The sequence below is a fragment of the Streptomyces sp. NPDC048018 genome (assembly GCF_043202995.1).
Taxonomy (GTDB): domain Bacteria; phylum Actinomycetota; class Actinomycetes; order Streptomycetales; family Streptomycetaceae; genus Streptomyces.
The window spans coordinates 82,215-97,412 of record NZ_JBIDBK010000006.1; the positions used below are offsets into that span (position 1 = coordinate 82,215).

A 15,198-nucleotide genomic window follows, 5' to 3' on the forward strand; every position below is an offset into this window, starting at 1 on the left:
GCTGCCATCCGTTCGGATGCTGTGCGAGCCGATCCGGACAGGTCGTGGGCTGTTCGAGTGGAAATCGTGCGCCATGCCCTTGCGCGGGATGGTCAAGTCCCACTCGTTTGTGTAATGGCGCGGGCACGCTCCGTGCTGAAAGGCTTCCTCTCGCAGGTCCGGCGCATCGAGAGGGAGTTCCATGTCCGTTGGTTCGGTTGGCGACGAGGTCCGCGCGGATCAGGCCGCACCGCAGCAGAGTCTCGGCACCGCCGCCGCGCGGAACCTGGCGAGCACCACCAAGTCGGCGCCGCAGATGCAGGAGATCACCTCCCGGTGGCTGCTGCGCACGCTGCCGTGGGTGCAGGTCCAGGGCGGCACCTACCGGGTGAACCGGCGGCTCAGCTACTCCGTGGGGGACGGCCGCGTCACCTTCGTGCAGACCGGCGAGCGCGTCGCCGTCATCCCGGCCGAGCTCGGCGAGCTCTCCGCCCTGCGCGGATACGACGACCCGGACGCCCTCGCCGAGCTGGCGGCCCGCTGCCGCCAGCGCGCCTACGCCCCGGGAGAGGTCATCGCCACCCGCGGCGAGAGCTCCGACCGGGTCCACCTCCTCGCCCACGGAAAGGTCGAGCAGATCGGCGAGGGCCCCTACGGGGACGAGGCCGTCCTCGGTGTCCTCGCCGACGGCGCCCACTTCGGCGACGCCTCCCTCCTCAGCGAGGACGCCACCTGGGAGTGGACCGCCCGCGCCGCCACCGCCTGCACGGTCCTGGAGCTCACCCGGGCCGACGTGCTCCATCTCGCCGAGCGGGCGGACTCGCTCGCCGGCCACCTCGCCGCGCTGACCGCGCTGCCGCACCAGCGCACCAACCCGTTCGGCGAGGCCGCCATCGACCTCTCCGCGGGCCACGTCGGCGAGGCCCTCGTCCCGCACACCTACGTCGACTACGACGCCTCCCCGCGCGAGTACGAGCTGAGCGTCGCCCAGACCGTCCTGAAGGTCCACACGCGCGTGGCCGACCTCTACAACCACCCGATGAACCAGACCGAGCAGCAGTTGCGGCTCACGGTCGAGGCGCTGCGCGAGCGCCAGGAGCACGAGCTCGTCAACAACAAGGAGTTCGGCCTCCTCGCCAACTGCGACTACGGGCAGCGCCTCCAGCCGCACGACGGCGTGCCCGGCCCGGACGACATGGACGAGCTGCTGTCCCGGCGGCGCGGCTCCCGGATGTTCCTGGCCCACCCGCGCGCCATCGCCGCCTTCGGCCGCGAGCTCAACAAGCGCGGCCTGGCCGCCGACACGATCGACCTCGACGGCACCCGGATCATGACCTGGCGCGGGGTCCCGATCTATCCGTGCGACAAGATCCCCGTCTCCGACGCCCGCACCACCTCGATCCTCTGCCTGCGCACGGGGGAGAAGGACCAGGGCGTGATCGGGCTGCACCAGACCGGCCTCCCGGACGAGATCGAGCCCGGCATGTCCTGCCGCTTCATGGGCATCGACGAGCAGGCGCTCATCTCCTACCTGGTCACGGCCTACTACTCGGCGGCGGTCCTCGTCCCGGACGCGCTGGGTGTCCTGGAGAACGTGGAGGTCAGCCGCTGGCGCTGAGCCGGCACCCCGGGGTGGGGGCCGGGCCGACGGGCCCCCACCCCACCCCTCCCGTCCCCCGTGTCCCGGCCCCCGGGCGGGACCGTGAACTCCGGGCCCGCACAGGGCCCCGTGCAGAAAGCGACAGCGAACATGACCGCGACCAGCGCGGAGACCGCGACCGGAGAACAGGACGCCGTACTGATCCTGGACCGGGCACGCGGCGCCGTCGACCCCCAACTGCGCACGACCGTGGCGTCGTTGCCGGGGCAGATACGGCGTGTCGCCGCCTATCACCTCGGCTGGGAGGAGGCGGACGGCACGCCGGCGAGCGGATCGGGCGGCAAGGCGATCCGGCCCGCCCTGGTGCTGGCCGCGGCCCGCGCCTTCGGCGCGGACCCCGCCCCGGCGGTGCGGGCCGCGGCGGCGGTGGAGCTGGCGCACAACTTCACCCTGCTCCACGACGACATCATCGACGAGGACCCGACGCGCCGTCACCGGCCCACCGCCTGGTCCGTGTTCGGCGTCCCGGACGCGCTGCTCGCGGGCGATGCCATGAACGCGCTCGCGCTGCGACTGCTCGCCGAGGACCCGCACCCGGCCGCGGGTGCGGCCTCGGCCCGGCTCGCCGCCTGTGTCATCGAACTCTGCGCGGGGCAGCAGGCGGACTGCGCCTTCGAGGGGCGCGGGCCGCACGAGGTGTCCCTGGACGAGGCGACGGCCATGGCCGTCGCCAAGACCGGGGCCCTGCTGGGCTGCGCGTGCGCGCTCGGCGCGCTGTACGCGGGGCAGGCCGAGGAGGCGGTCGCGGCGATGGACGCCTTCGGCCGGGAGGCCGGGCTCGCCTTCCAGCTGATCGACGACCTGATCGGCATCTGGGGCGACCCGGGACGCACGGGCAAGCCGGCCGGCGCCGACCTCGTCGCCCGCAAGAAGTCGCTGCCCGTGGTCGCGGCGCTCGCCTCGGGCACCCCGGCGGGGCAGGAGCTCGCCGAGCTGTACGCGCGCCCGGCTCTCGACGCGCGGGGGGTGCGCGCCGCCGCGGACGCGGTGGAGCGGGCCGGCGGCCGGGACTGGGCGCAGGGCCAGGCGGCGGAGCGGATGGCCCGAGCGGTGGAGCAACTCTCCCGGGCGGTGCCGGACTTGTCGGCGGCAGGGGACCTGCTGGCGCTCGCGGAGTTCGTGACGCGGCGTACCCGCTGATCTTTCACCAAGGGCTTGCGCATACCACTACGGTTGGAGCACTATGGGTGAAGTGGTCAGTAGGCCGCGCCTCCCCGAGGAAAGAGATTCCGGCTTGCGCAAGCTCACGTACTACGTCGCCTGCACCCTCGACGGCTTCATCGGCGATCCCCATGGCGACGCCTCCTCCATGTTCCAGTTCGTGGACGAGGAGTACGCCGCTTTCATGAACACCGAGTACCCGGACACCATCCCGACGGCCTTCCGTGAGGCATGGGGCCTCGCGGGCGTGCCCAACAAGCGCTTCGACACGGTGATCCAGGGCCTCGGCTCGTACCGCCTCGCCCTGGACGCCGGCATCGCCAGCCCGTACGCCCATCTGCGCGAGATCGTCGCGACCCGCTCGCTCACCGAGTCGCCCGACCCGAACGTCGAGCTGGTCAGCGGCGACCTGGCCGCCAGGGTCCGCGAGCTCAAGGCCGAGGAGGGCTCGCTGGGCCTCTGGCTCTGCGGCGGCGCCCAGGTCGCGGGACAGCTCGTCGACGAGGTCGACGAACTCGTCATCAAGTCCTACCCGCAGGTCTACGGCTCCGGAACGCCGATGTTCGGAACCGGCTTCGGCATCCGTGACTTCACGCTCGAGGACGTGCGGTCCTTCGGCAACGGGGTCGTCGTGCGGACCTACACCAGGAAGCGGTGAGGCGGGCCGCGCCCTAGGCTGGAGACATGGCCGACACGGCGCCGCACACCACACGGGACCCCCGGGCCGAGCACCCCTGCCCGGCCTGCGGGCAGCTCCGTCACGTGCTCGCGAAGCGGCACAAGGTCCTCGGGACCTGGGTGCCCGAATGGGAGGTGCAGCCGTGCCGCAACCCGCGGTGCGAGCTGTACGAAGCCGAGCGTCCCGAGGACGCCTCGGCGTCCGCCCCGGGGAGTGCCGGCGACGCCTCCGGGGGCGACGGCGCGGAAGCCGCGCCCCCGCACGTGACAGGCAAGAACGGCGAGACCGGGAGAAGTCCGGCCCCGGGGTGACCGGCCGCGCGCCGGAGCCGGTCATACCGCTACAGTCCGCGCATGTCATCGGAGTCGACAGAAGTCTGGACCGGCTGGTACCGGGACCGCCGTGGCGCGGAAGCGATCGCCATCACGACCGACGGGGGCCGTGTGGCCGTCCGCATCAGGGGAATCGAGTACACGGGCGCGAGCTTCGACGCCCTCAGCGCCGCGGACGAGGGCGGGCAGGCCCTCACCGGGTGCGTCCTGGAGTGGGACCTCCCGCTCCCCGTCCTCGTGGACGGCACCACCCAGCAGGCCACGCTCGGCTGCCTGCTGACCCTCGGCGAGCGCGCCGACCTCAGCCTGACCCTCCACTACGGCGGGGCGGCCTACGAGTCGGGCGTCGCGGGCGGCGATTTCGAGGAGGCCCTGAACCGGGTCCGCCGGCAGCTGCCGCCGGGCACCGAGTTCGGCCGGAGGCTGCCGCAGGCGGCGTGACGGGCCGGGCGGGGCTGCTCCCCGCCCGGCGGGGACGGCGGGGAGACCTCAGGCGAGGCCGTCCCAGCCCCAGCGGGGCGTGGGCCCGGGCTCGCCCAGATCCGTACCCGGCGCCGAGGCCGAGACGTCCTTGGCGATCCGGGTTCCCCAGTCGAAGTACTCCAGCACCCGGCGGCGCAGCAGTGCGTCGTCCGGGAGCTCCTTCTCCACGGCGTCGGTCATCAGCTCCATCCAGCGCAGCCGCTGCTCCTCGGTGATGCCGAGTCCGAGATGCGCGGTGAGCAGGGCCTGGTGACCGCCGTGGTGCGCCGTGAAATCGGCCGGGCCGGAGAAGATCTCGGCGAGCCACACGGCGACGTGCTCGACATGGGTGGGAGTGAAGCCGGCGAAGACGGGGGCGAGGAGGGGGTCCGCGAGGACCGCCGCGTAGAAGGTGTCGGAGAGCCGGCGCAGCGCCTCGGCGCCGCCGATGGCCTCGTACAGGGTGGTGCTCCGCTCATCGGGCATGCCGGCCACGCTACCAAGCGGCCCCGCTCCTCACCCCCGGCTCGCTCAGCCCGCCTTGAGGGCCGTGGCGAGCCCGTAGCGCCACAGCTGGTCGACGCGGGCCCGCTCCTGGGAGTTCGGGTTCGCGTTCTGGCAGGACGTGCCGGGCCCGCCGCCGGACATCAGCTCACTGCACGGGCCGCTGTAGTGGTCGGGGAGGCCGAGGACGTGACCGGTCTCGTGGGCGGTGACGCGGGTGGAGTTGTACTGCTGGTTCTGCCGGTAGTCGAGGAAGATGTACCCGCCGCCGTGCCCGTCGGTGCTCGCGTACGAGCCGCGGGAGTCGTTGCCCTCGTAGTACGCGAAGTCGGCGTTGGCTCCCTCCACCAGGCGGACGTTGACGACGGAGCTGTTCCAGATCTGCGCCGAACGCGCTATCTGGGTGCGGAAACTGGGTGCGTTGGCGGAGCTGTAGACGACGGTGACGGCGGTGGCGCCAGGCGTGGCGGCCCGCTTCTTCGCGACCGACTTGACGACGGCGTCGAAGAACGCCTGGTTGGCCTTGGCCTCCTCGGCCGAACCGGCGTAGGCCGCGTAGGAGCGGTCGGCCGGCTGGTGGGCGGAGGCCGGGGCGGCGCCGAGGGAGAGGGTGAGACCGGCACCGAGGGCGGCGGTGAGTAAGGACGTGAGGATCTTCGGATGACGCATGGGGGGCTCCTCCTGTGGGGTTGAGGAGAGTGTCGGGGGAGCCGGGGCGGATGGGGAATGATGTCATCCGCCGATAACGCGATGACATCACGCCGATCCCAACTGCGTGCACTGGCAAGCTAGTTGACGCTGACGGTCGTGGTCGGCGGCGGTCTGGCGCAGGGCCCTGGGGCAGCCCTAACCTCGGACCATGGAGCTGGAGGTGAGGCACCTGCGGGCGCTCTGCGCCATCGCGGACACCGGCAGCCTGCACAAGGCGGCCCGCCAACTCGGCGTCAGCCAGCCCTCCCTGACGACCCAGCTCCGCCGCATCGAGAACGCCCTGGGCGCCGAGCTCTTCTCCAGGGGCCGCACCGGCTGCCACCCCACCCCGCTCGGGCGCACCGTGCTCAGCAGGGCCCGCCCGCTCGTGGACGGCCTGACCGCCCTGATCGCCGAGACGCGCGCCGCCGCGGCCCGCACCGGCGCCGGCCCGGCGCTCCGCGTCGGCTCCACCGCCAGCCGCGCCCTCCCGGGCTGGCTCCGCCGTCTCCGCGAGGACCAGCCGGGCGCCGACATAGCGCTGCGCGTGGACGTCTCCGCCAACGCCCTGCTGCGCACGGCGGCCGCCGGACAGCTCGACCTGGCCTTCGTGCACGAGGTCGAGGGCTGCCCGCTGCGGGTCCCGGACGGCCTTCACGGCCGCGTCCTGGTGGAACGGGAGCCGCAGTTCATCTCCATGGCCCGCGACCATCCGGCGGCGGGCCGTGAGGTCGTCGACCTCGCCGACCTGGCCCACGACCGCTGGACGGTCGACCCGGCCGTCGACGGCGAATGGGACGGGCTGCGCCGCGTCCTGGCCGCCGCGGGCCTCGATCCGCCGGTCCTGCAGGCCGACTACCACACGGCCGCCTCCCTCATCGCCCTCGGCGAGGCCGTCGCCCCGTGCCAGCCCACCTCCTCCCCCCGCGAGGACATGGCCGTCCGCCCCCTGCGCGGCGACCCGCTGGCCGTCCGGCTGCTGCTGTACGCGGCACCGGGCGTCCCGCTCGACCGGCCGTACGAGGAACTGACCGCCGCCTACCGCGAGGCGGCCCTGCGCGCGGCGCCGTACCGCAGGTGGCTGCGCGCGGGCGGGACGGCGGGACCGTGCATGATGACGCTATGAACGATCACGCGGACCGGCGGGCCGTCCCGGCGCCGCCGAGGGGCCACCGCACGCGCACGACAGGCCCGTCGGGGCCCGGGGACCTCCCGGCGGCCGCCCTGGAGCGGCACGGCCGTGCGGGGGAGGTCCGGTGACCGTCCCCCTCGCCCGCCGGGCCCACCACGAGGACCTGCCCCGGGTCGCCGAACTGGCCGCCGAGCACGCCGCCTACGAGAAGGCCGCGCCCCCGCCCGCCGACCTGGCGGCCCGCCTCCACCGCCTCCTCTTCGGCACCGAGGCCCCCCGCCTGCGCTGCCTGGTCGCCGAACTCGCCGACGGGACCGTCGCCGGCTACGCGACCTGCGCACCGGAGCTCTCCACCTGGGACGCCGCCGAGTACCTCCACATGGACTGCCTCTACCTCACCGAGGCCGCCCGTGGACACGGCCTCGGGGCCCTCCTGATGGCCGCGGTCCGCGCCGAGGCCCGCGCCCTGGGCCTCCGTCAGATCCAGTGGCAGACCCCCACCTGGAACGACGGTGCCATCCGCTTCTACGACCGCCTGGGCGCCACGTCGCGCGAGAAGCGGCGTTACTCGCTTCCGGCGGAATGAGGCAGCAGGCCCCGACCGTGGTGGCCCGCACGCGGAAGGGGCCCGGCCGCCGTGCGGCCGAGCCCCTCACGGGATGCGGGGACGAGGGCGATCACGCCCGCTTCGTCTTCTGCCAGGGACCTGCCCCGCGACGGTGCCGCCCCGCGGCGGCGCTGCGTCAGCTCTGTGCGGCTTCGCCGTCCGGCTGCCCGGCGCCCTCGGCCGAGCCCGTCTTCTCGCGCATCTTGCGCACCAGCTCGGCCTTCTTGTCCGCCGCGTTCTGGCGGTCGAGGTTGCGGTGCGGACCGTTGTTCTGCCGTTCGGCGCGGGACAGCTTCTTGCGCTGGCCGCCGCCCTGGCCCACGGGGTTGTTGATGTTCTTGCTGTCGGTCACGGGTTCTCCCGGGAGTGAGGTGGAGGGGTCTGCGGATTCATCGGTGGGAGAAGGCGGTGACAAGCGGGTCCGGCTCGTCCTCGGCCGCGCCTCCGAGGCCCTCACGGTACGGGATCCGCGCCGCCCACCCGTGGCCCGGGCAAAGAAGACCGCACCCGGCCGCCGTGGACGCCGTGCTCGACGGCCTGCGGACCGGGTGCGGACAGCTAAGCGGCGCGACCCGCGAAAGTGCAGGTCAGGCCGCCTAGAAGGAGATCAAGCCTTCTTCGTCTCCCAGAAGATGCGGTCGATCTCGGCGATGAGCTCCAGCGCCTTCTCGCCCGTCTTCGGGTCCGTCGAGGCCTTGGCCGCCGACAGGGCCTTCAGGGTGTCGTTCACGAGCTGGTTGAGCTCGGGGTACTTCTCGAAGTGCGGGGCCTTGAAGTAGTCGCTCCACAGCACCGAGACGTGGTGCTTGGCGAGCTCCGCGCGCTGCTCCTTGATGACCGTGGCGCGGGCCCGGAAGTGCGGGTCCTCGTTGGCCTGGTACTTCTCCTGGACGGCCTTGACCGACTCGGCCTCGATGCGGGCCTGGGCCGGGTCGTACACGCCGCAGGGGAGGTCGCAGTGGGCGCTGACCTTCACCTTGGGGGCAAACAGGCGGGAGAGCATGCTGCTGTCCTTCCTCGTGATCGTCTTCTCAGGTGCGACATTACTCGGTGAGAAGCGTGATTTCGCGAGCGCCCCCTGGTGCTTAGGACAAAAGTCCAGGGTCACCATAAGACTCGTGGACGATCGGACCGGGAGGTGTCGAATGGTGGAATCGGGGCGTGAGCCCGGGCGGGAGTCCGGGGCCCCGTTCGGGATCGCCGAGGTGACGGGGGTGTCGATGGTGCCCACGCTGCTTCACGGCGACCAGCTGTTCGTGCACTACGGGGCGCGGCTGCGGGCCGGGAACGTGGCGGTCCTGCGGCACCCCCTGCAGCAGGACCTGCTCATCGTGAAGCGGCTGGTCGAGCGGCGCGACGCCGGCTGGTGGGTGCTCGGCGACAATCCGGACACCGAGGGGGACAGCCGCGTGTTCGGGGTCGTACCGGACCAGCTGGTGCTCGGGCGGGTGCGGCTGCGCTATCGGCCCGTCACCCCCGGGCGTCAGCGGTCGCCCGGTGCGGTCGCCTCCTGGCTGCTCTCGGCGGTGAGGCCGGTGCGCTCGGCCTCCGCCTCCAGGCGCTTGCGGGCGCGGTAGGCGGCCACGTTGGCGCGGGTGGCGCAGCGGTCGGAGCAGTAGCGCCGGGAGCGGTTCGTCGAGGTGTCCAGGTAGGCGTTGCGGCAGGGGGCCGCCTGGCACAGTCCGAGGCGGTCGGCGCCGAACTCCGTCAGGTGGAAGGCGAGCCCCATGGCGGCGATGGCCGCGTAGCCCGCGGTCGCGTTCGACGGGTGATCCGCGAGGTGCATGTGCCAGCGCGGCCGCCCCTCCTCGTCGAGGTGGTCGTGGCCGGAGATCTGCGGGCTCACCGGGAACTCCAGGAGCAGGGAGTTCAGCAGGTCCACGGCTCCGGTGTGGTCGCCCTCGTCCGCCGCGGTGAAGACCCCGCGCAGCCGTGCCCGCACCGAGCGGAAGCGGGTCACGTCGGCGTCCGTCGCGCGCCGGGCCATCTGGGAGGCCGCGCCGAAGAGCTCCCGGACCGCCTCGACCGACGTGAGGGAGTCCTTGTTGCGGGCCGGCTCCTCGGTGTTGACCAGACGTACGGCGTAGTCCGAGTAATAGGCCAGTTCCACTTGTAGTCCTTACTCCGGCGGGCTGGGGTCGGGGCGGGGAAGGGTAAGCGACGCTTTCCTTTCGAGGGTATTACGGCGGCGGTGGCGGCGGAGCCGGGAACGGCTGTCCGGTGCCGTGGGGGCGCTCGACAGACTCCGCGCCACGCGCGGTCGGGGGCCGGAGGTTCCCGGCGAGCCGCACAGGGGGACGACATGCCGAATGGCCCGCCGGGTCACCCCGGCGGGCCATTCCGCTTGGCTACAGCACCTTCGAGAGGAACGCCTTCGTGCGGTCGTGCTGGGGGTTGCCCAGGACGTCGCGCGGGTGGCCCGACTCGACGACCACGCCGCCGTCCATGAAGACGAGCGAGTCGCCGACCTCGCGGGCGAAGCCCATCTCGTGGGTGACGACGACCATCGTCATGCCCGACTCCGCCAGGTCGCGCATGACGTCCAGGACGTCACCCACGAGCTCCGGGTCGAGGGCCGAGGTCGGCTCGTCGAACAGCATCAGCTTCGGCTCCATCGCCAGCGCGCGGGCGATGGCCACGCGCTGCTGCTGGCCGCCGGAGAGCTGCGACGGATAGCTGCCGGCCTTGTCGCCGAGACCGACCCGGTCGAGCAGGCGCAGGGCACGCTCGCGCGCCACCGCCTTCGTCTCGCCCTTCACCTGGACGGGCGCCTCCATGACGTTGGCCAGGGCGGTCATGTGCGGGAACAGGTTGAAGCGCTGGAAGACCATGCCGATGTCCCGGCGCTGGGCCGCGACCTCGCTGTCCTTCAGCTCGTACAGCTTGTCGCCCTTCTGGCGGTATCCGACCAGCTGGCCGTCGACCGACAGGCGGCCGGCATTGATCTTCTCCAGGTGGTTGATGCACCGCAGGAAGGTGGACTTGCCGGAACCGGACGGGCCGATCAGGCAGAACACCTCGCCGTTCTGCACTTCCAGGTCGATGCCCTTGAGGATGTGCGCGGCGCCGTAGGACTTGTGGACGCCCTCGGCCTTCACCATGGCAGTCACTTGGCCACCGCCTCACGGTTGGAGAATCGGGAGAGGTTCGCCTTGACCTTCTGCCACGGCGTCGGGGGCAGCGAGCGCAGCGCACCCTTCGCGTAGTGCCGCTCCAGGTAGTACTGGCCGACGCTGAACACCGACGTCAGTGCCAGGTACCAGACCGAGGCGACGAAGAACATCTCCATCACCGCGAACGAGGTGGAGGCGATGTCCTGGGCACTGCGCAGCAGGTCCTGGTACTGCACGGCGACGACCAGGGACGAGGTCTTCAGCATGTTGATGAACTCGTTGCCGCTCGGCGGGATGATCACCCGCATCGACTGCGGCAGGATCACCCGGCGCATCGTCCGGCCCTGGGACATGCCCAGCGCGTGTGCGGCCTCCGTCTGACCCTCGTCGACCGACTGGATGCCCGCGCGGACGATCTCCGCCATGTACGCGCCCTCGTTCAGGCCGAGCCCCAGGAGGGCGGCCAGGAAGGGCGTCATGACGTCGGTCATCTCGTCCTTGTAGAACCCGATGTTGAAGATCGGGAAGATCAGGGCGAGGTTGAACCAGATGAGCAGCTGGACGTAGACCGGGGTCCCCCGGAAGATCCAGATGTAGAGCCAGGCGACGCTGTTGGTCACCGGATTCTTCGAGAGGCGCATGATCGCGAAGATGATGCCGAGGACCAGGCCCAGCAGCATCGAGGCCACGCTGATCAGGATGGTGTGCCACAGACCCGTGAGGATGCTCGGGTCGAAGAGCTTCTCCGGGACGGTGGCCCAGCGTACGTTGCCCTGGGAGAAGGCGTAGACGACCAGCGCGAGGAGTGCGACGACCAGCACTCCGGCGATCCAGCGGCCGTAGTGGCGCACCGGAATGGCCGTGATCGCCTCCGGCGGGGGGCCCGCCGGGGCGGGTGACGCCCCGGACGGAACCTTGTCGATCTTGTCAGTCACAACGACTGCCCTTCGGTGTTACGGGACGAGGGTCAGGAGCCGCCGTTGATCTTGGCCGCGGGGATGGCGCCGTCACCGGCGTTCCAGTTCTCCAGGGCGGCCTTGTAGCTGCCGTCCTTGATGGCCGCGTCCAGGGCCGCGGCGAGCGCGTCCCGCAGCTGGACGTCCTTCTTGTCGACGGCGATGCCGAAGAAGCCGGCGTCCGACTTGTTGGCGATGGCCTCGAAGTCGTTGCCGCCGCCGGCCGTCTTGGCGATGTAGGCCGCGACCGGGGAGTCGTTCAGGTCGGCGACGGCGCCGCCGGCCTTCACGCGGGTCTGGGCCTCCGCGTCGGTCGGGAAGGACTCGAAGGTGAGGGCGGGCTTGCCGTCCTTCTTGCACTTCTCCGCCTGGTCCTTGGCGGCCTGCTCGTAGGTGGTGCCCCGCTGGACGGCGAGCTTCTTGCCGCACAGGTCGTCCAGGGACTTGATGTTCTGGGGGTTGCCCTTCTTGACCAGGATGCCGGTGGAAGCGGTGAAGTAGTCGACGAAGTCGACACCGGTGCCGGTCTTCTTGCCCTTGTCGTCCAGACCCTCCTGGCGGGCCTTGGTGTCGGTCATCGAGGACATGACGATGTCCGTGCGACCGGTCGGCAGAGCGGTGAGGAGGGTGTCGAAGGTGCCGCTCTCGAACTGGAAGTTCACACCGAGCTGCTTGGAGAGGGCGGCCGCGATGTCGGGGTCGACACCGACGATCTGCTCACCCTTCTTGAACTCCATCGGTGCGTAGGTGGCGTCCGTGCCGACCTTGATGACGCCGGCCTTCTGGATCTCGGCGGGGAGCTTCGAGAAGAGGGGGGCCTTGCTCGCGGCGGCGGAGGAGGAGCCGCCCTCCTTCGTGGAGCCGCCCTCGGTCTGGTCGCCACAGGCGGTCAGCAGCATGGAGCCGGCGACCGCGATGGCGGCGACCGCGGCAAGACGGGAGGTGCGGGTCTTGGCGGTCGTACAGCGCGTGGAGCGTGCGGTCATGGTCGGGTTCCTCCGGCGTGTGAGGGAGTTGCCTTAGGCCGCGCACGCACCTTCGAGTGCCGCGACCTCGTGTGATTCACGCATCTTGCCATTCGGACTGCCTCAATCCGATGGGCCCGGATGTCAAAATCGGGTAACGGGACCTCCCGGAATGTCGGAGACCAGTCCCCCCAAGGGAGAACTTCTCCTGAGAGGGGTTCCCCTCGCCGAAAATTATCCCGCTGATCTCGTCATTCGGACGACACGAAGGACTCTATTCGGGTGGGGAATACATCTTTCGGGACATCCCGTGACGTGTCGCTTTCTGTCCGCACCCGGTAGCGCTCGGTATGAGTCGTGTCACCGATGCCGTATCGACTCGTCTCCGGACCCGTCCGTCCGGTAAGAAGGATCCTTACACCCCTCATCCGGGGCTCAGGGCGCGTTGTGCGGCGCGCCCGCGCGGCTGCCAGACACGGCGGCCGCGGGACCCGCCCACCTCCTCAACAGGGAGTGGCCACCCTCAAATGAATGAAGACTTAAGGGGTCAACCCAATGGCAGCGGAGATCGTCAACCCACGCAGTGACAGCGGTACGGAGGGGGCTCCCGGCGAGCTCTTCGATCCGGCCTTCGCGCTGCACCGCGGCGGCAAGATGGCCATCCAGGCCACCGTGCCGCTGCGTGACAGGGACGACCTGTCCCTCGCGTACACGCCCGGCGTCGCCAAGGTGTGCACGGCAATCGCGGAGCAGCCCGAGCTGGTCAACGACTACACCTGGAAGTCCCAGGTCGTGGCCGTCGTGACCGACGGCACGGCGGTGCTCGGCCTCGGCGACATCGGTCCGGAGGCCTCGCTTCCGGTCATGGAGGGGAAGGCCATCCTCTTCAAGCAGTTCGGTGGCGTGGACGCGGTTCCGATCGCGCTCGCGACCAAGGACACGGACGAGATCATCGAGACCGTCGTCCGGCTCGCCCCGTCCTTCGGCGGCGTGAACCTGGAGGACATCTCGGCCCCCCGGTGCTTCGAGATCGAGCGCAAGCTCCAGGAGCGCCTGGACATCCCCGTCTTCCACGACGACCAGCACGGCACCGCGATCGTCACCCTCGCCGCCCTGCGCAACGCGGCGAAGCTGACCGGCCGGACCCTGGGCGACCTGCGCGCCGTCATCTCCGGCGCCGGTGCGGCCGGTGTGGCCATCGCCAAGTTCCTGCTGGAGGCCGGTATCGGCGACGTCGCCGTGGCCGACCGCAAGGGCGTCGTGAGTGCGGACCGCGATGACCTGACGGACGTCAAGCGCGAGATCGCGGAGCTGACCAACCGGGCGGGTCTGTCGGGCTCCCTGGAGACCGCCCTCGCCGGCGCGGACGTCTTCATCGGCGTCTCCGGCGGCACGGTCCCGGAGGAGGCGGTCGCGTCGATGGCGCCGAACTCCTTCGTCTTCGCCATGGCCAACCCGAACCCCGAGGTGCACCCGGACGTCGCGCACAAGTACGCGGCGGTCGTGGCCACCGGTCGTTCGGACTACCCGAACCAGATCAACAACGTCCTGGCGTTCCCCGGCATCTTCGCCGGCGCGCTGCAGGTCCGGGCCTCCCGGATCACCGAGGGCATGAAGATCGCCGCGGCCGACGCCATCGCGGGTGTGGTGGGCGACCAGCTCGCCGCCGACCTCGTGATCCCGTCCCCGTTCGACGAGCGCGTCGCCCCGGCCGTGGCGGCCGCGGTCGCCGCAGCCGCCCGCGCGGAGGGCGTCGCCCGGCGCTGACGTGCCGTCGCGCAGCGATCCCCCGTGAAGGGCCCCGTACCCGCCGTACGGGGCCCTTTCGGCATGTCGGGCCCCTTTCCCGACAGGGCGGCGACGGAGGTCGGGCGTACGCCCGGGCGGTGGGGCGCGCAGGTGAGGGACATGCGTCACACCGGTGCGTGGTTCCGCGAGATCGGCGTCGGCCCCTAAGGTCGGGCCCATGTTCGCCGCCTACGCTGCCCGAATCGACCGCGACCAGCCCCTGAACGGCCTCGAACTGGGGGAACGCCCCGAGCCCGAGGTGCGGCCCGGCTGGACCACCGTCACCGTCAAGGCCGCCTCGCTCAACCACCACGACCTGTGGTCGCTGCGCGGGGTCGGACTGCCCGAGGAGAGGCTGCCGATGATCCTCGGCTGCGACGCCGCGGGCATCGACGAGCACGGCAACGAGGTCGTCCTGCACTCCGTCATCGGTCAGACCGGCCACGGTGTCGGCCCGGACGAGCCGCGCTCCATCCTGACCGAGCGTTACCAGGGCACCTTCGCCGAGCGGGTCGCCGTGCCCAGCTGGAACGTGCTGCCCAAGCCGAAGGAGCTCTCCTTCGAGGAGGCCGCCTGCCTGCCGACCGCCTGGCTCACCGCGTACCGCATGCTCTTCACCAACGCCGGTGTACGGCCCGGGGATTCGATCCTCGTCCAGGGTGCGGGCGGCGGTGTCGCCACGGCCGCCATCGCCCTCGGCAAGGCCGCCGGTCTGCGGGTCTTCGCGACCAGCCGGGACGAGGCCAAGCGGAAGCGGGCCGTCGAGCTGGGCGCCGTCGACGCCTTCGAGCCCGGCGCGCGCCTGCCGCAGCGCGTGGACGCGGTCATCGAGACCGTCGGTGCCGCGACCTGGTCGCACTCGGTCAAGTCGCTGCGCCCCGGCGGCACGCTCGTCATCTCCGGTGCCACCAGCGGCGACCGGCCCTCGCACGCCGAGCTGACCCGGATCTTCTTCCTGGAGCTGAAGGTGGTCGGCTCGACCATGGGCTCCAAGGACGAGCTGGAGGACCTGCTCTCCTTCTGCGCGGCGACGGGGCTGCGCCCGGTGATCGACGAGGTGCTGCCGCTCGACCGGGCCCGCGAGGGCTTCGAGAAGATGGCGTCCGGCGAGCTGTTCGGGAAGATCGTGCTCACCAACCCGTGACGACCTCTTGATGACGCGTCAGGAGT

The 15,198-nt window shown here is 71.3% G+C and carries 18 protein-coding genes; 10 read left to right on the forward strand and 8 right to left on the reverse strand.

The window, feature by feature from the left end; genetic code table 11:
- The first annotated feature begins 181 nt into the window (after window positions 1-181).
- The 5 genes from ACGF1Z_RS23690 to ACGF1Z_RS23710 all read left to right on the forward strand — a co-directional run bounded on the left by ACGF1Z_RS23690 (window position 182) and on the right by ACGF1Z_RS23710 (window position 4,252).
- Window positions 182-1,597: a family 2B encapsulin nanocompartment shell protein gene (locus ACGF1Z_RS23690; protein WP_393007090.1), complete on the forward strand. Its 1,416-nt coding sequence runs from the start codon at window positions 182-184 to the stop codon at window positions 1,595-1,597.
- A 132-nt stretch (window positions 1,598-1,729) separates the two neighbouring features.
- A complete protein-coding gene (locus ACGF1Z_RS23695) occupies window positions 1,730-2,779 on the forward strand; it encodes a family 2 encapsulin nanocompartment cargo protein polyprenyl transferase (protein ID WP_393007092.1) in 1,050 nt (349 codons plus the stop codon).
- Between the two features lie 94 nt (window positions 2,780-2,873).
- Complete coding sequence (locus tag ACGF1Z_RS23700; RefSeq protein WP_393007094.1) at window positions 2,874-3,458, forward strand: dihydrofolate reductase family protein; 585 nt, start codon at window positions 2,874-2,876, stop codon at window positions 3,456-3,458.
- 26 nt (window positions 3,459-3,484) lie between these two features.
- Window positions 3,485-3,790, forward strand: coding sequence for a hypothetical protein (locus ACGF1Z_RS23705; protein WP_393007096.1), 306 nt, complete (start codon window positions 3,485-3,487; stop codon window positions 3,788-3,790).
- Between the two features lie 42 nt (window positions 3,791-3,832).
- Entirely contained in the window at window positions 3,833-4,252 is a 420-nt protein-coding gene (locus ACGF1Z_RS23710) for a DUF6304 family protein (protein WP_393007098.1), read from the forward strand.
- A gap of 48 nt (window positions 4,253-4,300) precedes the next feature.
- Here the strand turns inward: ACGF1Z_RS23710 and ACGF1Z_RS23715 are convergent, their stop codons facing one another.
- Both ACGF1Z_RS23715 and snpA read right to left on the reverse strand, forming a co-directional pair.
- A complete protein-coding gene (locus tag ACGF1Z_RS23715) occupies window positions 4,301-4,759 on the reverse strand; it encodes a group II truncated hemoglobin (RefSeq protein WP_393007100.1) in 459 nt (152 codons plus the stop codon).
- 45 nt (window positions 4,760-4,804) lie between these two features.
- Window positions 4,805-5,446 carry a snapalysin gene (snpA, locus tag ACGF1Z_RS23720; RefSeq protein WP_393007102.1) on the reverse strand — a complete coding sequence of 214 codons (642 nt, stop codon included), beginning with the start codon at window positions 5,444-5,446 and terminating at the stop codon, window positions 4,805-4,807.
- 190 nt (window positions 5,447-5,636) lie between these two features.
- Between snpA and ACGF1Z_RS23725 the strand changes: the two genes are divergently transcribed.
- Both ACGF1Z_RS23725 and ACGF1Z_RS23730 read left to right on the forward strand, forming a co-directional pair.
- Window positions 5,637-6,593 carry a LysR substrate-binding domain-containing protein gene (locus tag ACGF1Z_RS23725; RefSeq protein WP_393007104.1) on the forward strand — a complete coding sequence of 319 codons (957 nt, stop codon included), beginning with the start codon at window positions 5,637-5,639 and terminating at the stop codon, window positions 6,591-6,593.
- Window positions 6,594-6,723: 130 nt separating this feature from the next.
- Window positions 6,724-7,185 (forward strand): GNAT family N-acetyltransferase, encoded by a 462-nt coding sequence (locus ACGF1Z_RS23730; RefSeq protein ID WP_393007106.1) that lies wholly within the window; start codon window positions 6,724-6,726, stop codon window positions 7,183-7,185.
- A gap of 157 nt (window positions 7,186-7,342) precedes the next feature.
- Here ACGF1Z_RS23730 and ACGF1Z_RS23735 read toward each other — a convergent pair whose 3' ends face one another.
- Both ACGF1Z_RS23735 and sodN read right to left on the reverse strand, forming a co-directional pair.
- Window positions 7,343-7,558 carry a DUF6243 family protein gene (locus ACGF1Z_RS23735; RefSeq protein WP_393007109.1) on the reverse strand — a complete coding sequence of 72 codons (216 nt, stop codon included), beginning with the start codon at window positions 7,556-7,558 and terminating at the stop codon, window positions 7,343-7,345.
- A 255-nt stretch (window positions 7,559-7,813) separates the two neighbouring features.
- Window positions 7,814-8,209, reverse strand: a complete 396-nt coding sequence (gene sodN, locus ACGF1Z_RS23740; RefSeq protein ID WP_030207400.1) for a superoxide dismutase, Ni — start codon at window positions 8,207-8,209, stop codon at window positions 7,814-7,816.
- 142 nt (window positions 8,210-8,351) lie between these two features.
- Between sodN and sodX the strand changes: the two genes are divergently transcribed.
- A complete protein-coding gene (gene sodX / locus ACGF1Z_RS23745) occupies window positions 8,352-8,783 on the forward strand; it encodes a nickel-type superoxide dismutase maturation protease (protein ID WP_393007111.1) in 432 nt (143 codons plus the stop codon).
- Here the strand turns inward: sodX and ACGF1Z_RS23750 are convergent.
- From ACGF1Z_RS23750 to ACGF1Z_RS23765, 4 genes are all read right to left on the reverse strand, one after another.
- Entirely contained in the window at window positions 8,690-9,316 is a 627-nt protein-coding gene (locus ACGF1Z_RS23750; RefSeq protein WP_393007113.1) for a CGNR zinc finger domain-containing protein, read from the reverse strand. The genes sodX and ACGF1Z_RS23750 overlap by 94 nt on opposite strands.
- A 238-nt stretch (window positions 9,317-9,554) precedes the next feature.
- On the reverse strand, window positions 9,555-10,316 hold the full coding sequence (locus ACGF1Z_RS23755; RefSeq protein ID WP_393007115.1) for an amino acid ABC transporter ATP-binding protein: 762 nt from the start codon (window positions 10,314-10,316) through the stop codon (window positions 9,555-9,557).
- On the reverse strand, window positions 10,313-11,254 hold the full coding sequence (locus ACGF1Z_RS23760; RefSeq protein WP_393007117.1) for an amino acid ABC transporter permease: 942 nt from the start codon (window positions 11,252-11,254) through the stop codon (window positions 10,313-10,315). The genes ACGF1Z_RS23755 and ACGF1Z_RS23760 overlap by 4 nt, the downstream gene beginning before the upstream one ends.
- A 32-nt stretch (window positions 11,255-11,286) precedes the next feature.
- On the reverse strand, window positions 11,287-12,261 hold the full coding sequence (locus tag ACGF1Z_RS23765) for an ABC transporter substrate-binding protein (RefSeq protein ID WP_393007119.1): 975 nt from the start codon (window positions 12,259-12,261) through the stop codon (window positions 11,287-11,289).
- Window positions 12,262-12,795: 534 nt separating this feature from the next.
- Between ACGF1Z_RS23765 and ACGF1Z_RS23770 the strand changes: the two genes are divergently transcribed.
- Together ACGF1Z_RS23770 and ACGF1Z_RS23775 are read left to right on the forward strand one after the other, a co-directional pair.
- Window positions 12,796-14,007 (forward strand): NADP-dependent malic enzyme, encoded by a 1,212-nt coding sequence (locus ACGF1Z_RS23770; RefSeq protein WP_393007121.1) that lies wholly within the window; start codon window positions 12,796-12,798, stop codon window positions 14,005-14,007.
- Window positions 14,008-14,206: 199 nt separating this feature from the next.
- The gene (locus ACGF1Z_RS23775; RefSeq protein ID WP_393007123.1) at window positions 14,207-15,172 is read left to right on the forward strand and encodes a zinc-binding dehydrogenase; all 966 of its coding nucleotides are present in this window, start codon (window positions 14,207-14,209) and stop codon (window positions 15,170-15,172) included.
- The last annotated feature ends 26 nt before the right edge of the window (window positions 15,173-15,198 follow it).